The organism is Silvanigrella sp. (assembly GCF_044369315.1).
Lineage (GTDB): Bacteria > Bdellovibrionota_B > Oligoflexia > Silvanigrellales > Silvanigrellaceae > Silvanigrella.
In genome coordinates, this window is the sequence record NZ_JBIPMD010000233.1 from 1 (window position 1) to 4984 (window position 4984).

Below are 4984 nucleotides of genomic sequence, written 5' to 3' on the forward strand. Positions count from 1 at the left end.
ATTTAAAAGTCATTTGCCTATTTGGGAGCAATTTAGCTCCCTCGCTGGATAATTGCGCCTAGAGGGGACATTCTTGAAAAGTAACAACCCAATCTTTCGTAGCTCCTAATTATTTGCAACAGAACCCTATATAACCATAACCATTTTATCTTTTTTTGATAATTATATTGATGACATGATAACATAAATGATTTAAGGATAATGAAATAAGGTTTTTGGAAATCATAGTTCTTTGACCATTTACTTTATTTAAAAATAGAGCCAATTACGACTAATTGGCAAAAATTAATGTTTTATATAGAAATAAAATGAAATATCATGGTTGATTTTGAAAAATTAAAATATAAGAAAAAATTTCCTGTCTATTTTGGTTTTCTATTTATAATTACATTTATTCTTGTTATCATAAATAATAAAATATCAAGTAATAAGTATGAAGACTCAAACCAATTTCCAGATAACCAAACCATCACATTAAATTTGTCAGACCAGCCACAAATTCCATGGAGTTATATAAATGTTACTTCATATGTAGTTGAGACATTTTCTGCTGCTGTACATGGTAGTTTAATTTCTTTTAATGGAACGTTTAAAGAATCGACAGATAAAAATGCTCTCTTTGAGAAATTTTTTTGCGATGGAAATATTTGTTATGCAAATTTAAAAAAAGGTATCTTTTTTCATAACAAAAGAGAAGTAACAGCTTACGACGTAGAATTTTCTTTTGTAAAACAACTATTGTCATTTGATAATGATAATTTTGCTAGAACAATTTTAGATGATATTGTAGGAATTGATAATTTAAAAAAAGAAAAAATTAAACATATTAGTATAGATACTCTAAGTTATCCTTCTGGTCTTATTTCTGGGTTAAAAGTAAAAGACAAATATAATATTATCTTTAATTTAAAGAGAGAAAATAGTCATTTTTTTCAAAAAATTTCTACAGGATATTTGCCAATAGTACCAATAGAAGAGTTTGATGAGTCGTATTTAAAATGGAAAAAATATCCTATTGGTTTTGGAAAATACAAAGTAGTAAAAATAGATTTAAATAAACATATTTATGTAATTGAAAAAGTGAATGAAAAAGAAGACATTCCTAAGTTTATTCGGTTTATATTTAGCGATAATGATACAGGAGACATTAAGGGATATATTGGCTTAAATAAAGCAAATTTAAATTTTGATAGCCATATCATTTTTCCTGATATTTATTCAAATGCAGGATTTTTATTTAATTATAAAACAGAACTTGGTTCCAATGCAAACTTTCGAAAAGCAATATCATTAGCACTTGATAGATTTAAAATTGCAAAATCTTCTCCCTATGGCGAATTTGTTGCTGATGATCAAATGTTACCCGCATCAGGATGGCAAAAAAATTATAGAGCTGAAATTCCTATTCAAAAAAGAAATTTAGAAAAAGCTAAAAAATTAATGGAGACCATACCTGAATCACTTTGGAAAGATAAAGTTTTTCATGTGCATACTTTTTGGAATACAAAAAAAGAATTAAATCATGAAAGTTATATTATTGAAATTAAAAATCAACTTCAAGAAATTGGAGTCCATGTTTACTTTCATAATACAGATATGAATTACACAAAATTCAAAAAAAATGACAAAAATGTTTTGTGGTGGAGTGGATTTGATACATCAACGACAGATCCAAATTCTAATTTTGCCTATTTTAAAAAAGGTTCTTTTTTTGATAATATATATCCGGACGATCCTATATTTGAAAATTTATACTTTGAAGCTACTAAAAATTTAAGTAAAAGCCCTATTTTTTCAAGAAATTTAAGTCAATATTTTACTGAAAATAATATTATGGTAACTGTATTTCAAATGCGTATTTCATTTTTATATAGAAAAAATCGAATTTCTTCTTTTGGAAACCAATACAGTCCTATTAAAATATTGGTATGGGAAATAAAACTTAATAAGTAGAAATTTATGACATGATCAATAAAAAGTTAAAAAAGTTTAATAAAAAATTTCATTTATTGTATTGGTTATTAACCTCAATTATAATGTCATTTTTATTTTTAATAATAGATGTTATTATTATAAATCATCAATTAAAAGACTATTATCTTTCAACTTTTGGATATACAGAATACTTAATGCAAAATAACTATTCTTTGGAAGCCTATAGAAGGCTCATAGAAGTTTCTACTTCTATTTATGTATATGAAAGAGTGGAAAAAAATAATTTTTTTGCTGCCGAAATTTGGGACTGCGTTCAATGCAAAGATAATAAATTTCCAATTTGGCAAACAAATGCCTCATCTATTTCTGAAATTAAAAATGTAATTCTTTTAGAAGGAATCTTGAAGAAAGTAAATTCTATATTTATATATAATAATTCATTAATTATTGGAGTATCATTTCCAATTTATTCATATAAAATAGCAAATGAAAAAGTATTTCAACAAAAAAAATACACATTAAAGTTCTATAAAAAAGCTTTAGATTACAAATTATTTAAAGATGGAACAACATTTATTGAAGTATTTACAATATTAAATATTTTTGTTTTTATGAGTTTAATCTTTTTTATTATGATTCCAATTTCTATTTTAAAAACAAAAGTAGCTAAAAATACTGCTAAAAAAATTGAATCTAAATCTCTTGAAAATATTAAAAATATGATAGAACATGAGCTTGTCAATCAGGAAAATATATTAAAATACCCTTATGATCTAAAATCAAGTATTCATGCGGCTCTTCATCATAACAATGTAGCTCAAATTATTTTAAGAAAAATTCGGATTGAAAGTATAAATCCAATAGATGTTCTTGAAGAAGTCTGGAAAAACATTGGTAATACGAAAATTAAACTTTCTTGTTATATTAATGTGAATTATAAATTAAAATTTGACCGCAGCACTCTTTTTTTAGCTTTTAATACGATTCTTAAAAACGCTGTTCATGAAAGTGTTTTAACTTCAAATATTGAGGTAAAAATAACACAAAATTGGTTTTATAAATTAAAAAAAATCATATTAATTGAAATTTCTAATGATGGTATTAAAATACCAAAAGAAATCAAATCAAAAATATTAAATGGTTTTACAAATAAACCGGATGGACACGGAATAGGATTAAAAAATTTAAAGGAAATTTTACAAAAAAATGGAAGTAAATTAATATTACATAATGAAAATATAACTTGCTTCTCATTTTTTGTACGAGCTTCTGAAGAAAAATCAAAATTAAATCAAAATTATGTTCTTGAAAACATTACAAAAGATGAGAAAGAAAAAATTAAAATTTGCCCTAATTCAGATAAACCACTTGTTGTTATTATAGAGGATAACGAATTAATTTGGCATGGTTGGGAAGTAAAAATGATGGACGCAAATATCTTGTTTTTTAGAACACCTGATGAATTTTTTTGTCACATAGATGAAGAAAAAATGAATGGGAATAATTATTTAACAAATATCGCCGCTATTGTAACTGATTTTGATTTTGGCAATGGAGTAAATTTTATTAATTCAAATTTAATAGGCGGTATCGAAAATGAGGAAGAAAAATTTACTGGAAAAATAATTTTATGCTCTGGTTTTAATGAAAAAATTCAAAAAGATATTCCTAATTATATGAAAGAAAAAATAGATCTATTTTTTCAAAAAAGACCTATATCATACAATGAAATAATGAATATGATTGAAAAATTAAATAAATCAAAAGTTATCAATTAAATTTTTTATACGATTAATATTATCTTCTGTAAAACATTTTTTATAGATCATTTGTCTTGCAACTATTGAAAAACTATGTACAGGTATTTTCATTTTTCGAATTAATACCAATAATCTAACTAATTCCCTTCTAGATTCAACTGATAACTCTTTATCAATTAAATGAATTTCTTTTAAAAAAGCAGATGTAGAAGGATCATGATTAAACTCATGCTGTAAAACATTAAAAAATAAACAAATCATTTCAGGATATGTTTTATCAAAAAAACTCCCAAGTTTTAAAACTACATTATAGTCATCTAAAATTTTAATCGGATTTTCATAAATTCTTTGAAGGGTTTTTAAACTTATTCCTAAATAATTTGCCATTTCCTCTCTTGCTTCAAGAGGAAATGATAAAAAATATTCTAAATGAGTATTATCTTCTTTTAATGGTTTAATTTTAATTTGAGAATTGCATTCAGAAGAAATAATTAAGAGCATTTTATTCATTTTATGAGCAATATTATTAGCTAAAACTAATTCCATTTTTTAGTACTTCACTGAGCATTTATTTGAATAAAATATTTTTACTTTTTTATTTCTTCAATTGGTAAATTTTCGATTGTATTTTGACAATTTCCTTCTTCAATTGTATCAATAATTTTAGATTCGCTATTAAAGATAAATGATCTCTTGCAAAAGAGATTAACATTGATGGAATTATCACTTAAATGACCTGAAGCAGAAAAATATTCCATGTATGAAATAATTTCATTTTTGTCTACTTTTTCTTTTTTACTTGGAGTTCCATATTTTGGGTGTTTTAAAACTTCTACAATGTCTTTTCCAACCCATGGTTTTAAAGTAATTTTTTCGGAACTTTTTTTAATAGTTTCATTATTAGAATTGCTTGAATTGTTCGTTGAATTACAACTCACTAAAATAAAACTAAAAAATACAAATAAAAATTTAGCTTTCATATTATCTCCTTTTTTACCACCGCTCTGATTTTTCTAAATTAAAAAAAATCTCGGCAATTCTACGTTTTGTTGCTTTTGAAGCATTTTCAGGAAGCCTATTAATAGGAAACCATTTTACTTCAGCTATTTCTTTACTCTTAATTTTCTGAATTTGGAATTTTTTAATGATATATAAACTGACAATATCATCAACACCACCATATATATTGAAATAACATTCAAAAATAACTGGGTTTTCTTGAACTATAACACCAGCTTCTTCTCGGACTTCGCGGATAACGGCCTCTCTTGGAGATTCCCCTTTATCCA

The 4984-nt window shown here is 24.7% G+C and carries 5 protein-coding genes; 2 read left to right on the plus strand and 3 right to left on the minus strand.

Annotated features, from left to right (window positions below):
- The first annotated feature begins 318 nt into the window (after positions 1-318).
- Together ACIQ56_RS14330 and ACIQ56_RS14335 are read left to right on the plus strand one after the other, a co-directional pair.
- Entirely contained in the window at positions 319-1953 is a 1635-nt protein-coding gene (locus ACIQ56_RS14330; RefSeq protein ID WP_397601727.1) for an ABC transporter substrate-binding protein, read from the plus strand.
- An 11-nt stretch (positions 1954-1964) separates the two neighbouring features.
- The gene (locus tag ACIQ56_RS14335; RefSeq protein WP_397601728.1) at positions 1965-3713 is read left to right on the plus strand and encodes an ATP-binding protein; all 1749 of its coding nucleotides are present in this window, start codon (positions 1965-1967) and stop codon (positions 3711-3713) included.
- On the opposite strand, the gene ACIQ56_RS14340 is transcribed toward ACIQ56_RS14335, so the two are convergent.
- From ACIQ56_RS14340 to ACIQ56_RS14350, 3 genes are all read right to left on the minus strand, one after another.
- Complete coding sequence (locus ACIQ56_RS14340) at positions 3696-4241, minus strand: hypothetical protein (RefSeq protein ID WP_397601729.1); 546 nt, start codon at positions 4239-4241, stop codon at positions 3696-3698. The two genes, ACIQ56_RS14335 and ACIQ56_RS14340, sit on opposite strands and share 18 nt — an antisense overlap.
- 41 nt (positions 4242-4282) lie before the next feature.
- The gene (locus ACIQ56_RS14345) at positions 4283-4675 is read right to left on the minus strand and encodes a hypothetical protein (protein WP_397601730.1); all 393 of its coding nucleotides are present in this window, start codon (positions 4673-4675) and stop codon (positions 4283-4285) included.
- 13 nt (positions 4676-4688) lie between these two features.
- Positions 4689-4984: NUDIX domain-containing protein (locus tag ACIQ56_RS14350; protein ID WP_397601731.1), on the minus strand; the 296-nt coding region annotated here is incomplete at its 5' end.

Excerpts from the sequence above, each read along its gene's own strand:
- ACIQ56_RS14340 (WP_397601729.1), bottom strand. The coding sequence starts at position 4,241 with ATGGAATTAGTTTTAGCTAATAATATTGCTCATAAAATGAATAAAATG.
- ACIQ56_RS14345 (WP_397601730.1), bottom strand. The coding sequence starts at position 4,675 with ATGAAAGCTAAATTTTTATTTGTATTTTTTAGTTTTATTTTAGTGAGT.
- ACIQ56_RS14335 (WP_397601728.1), top strand. The coding sequence starts at position 1,965 with ATGATCAATAAAAAGTTAAAAAAGTTTAATAAAAAATTTCATTTATTG.
- ACIQ56_RS14330 (WP_397601727.1), top strand. The coding sequence starts at position 319 with ATGGTTGATTTTGAAAAATTAAAATATAAGAAAAAATTTCCTGTCTAT.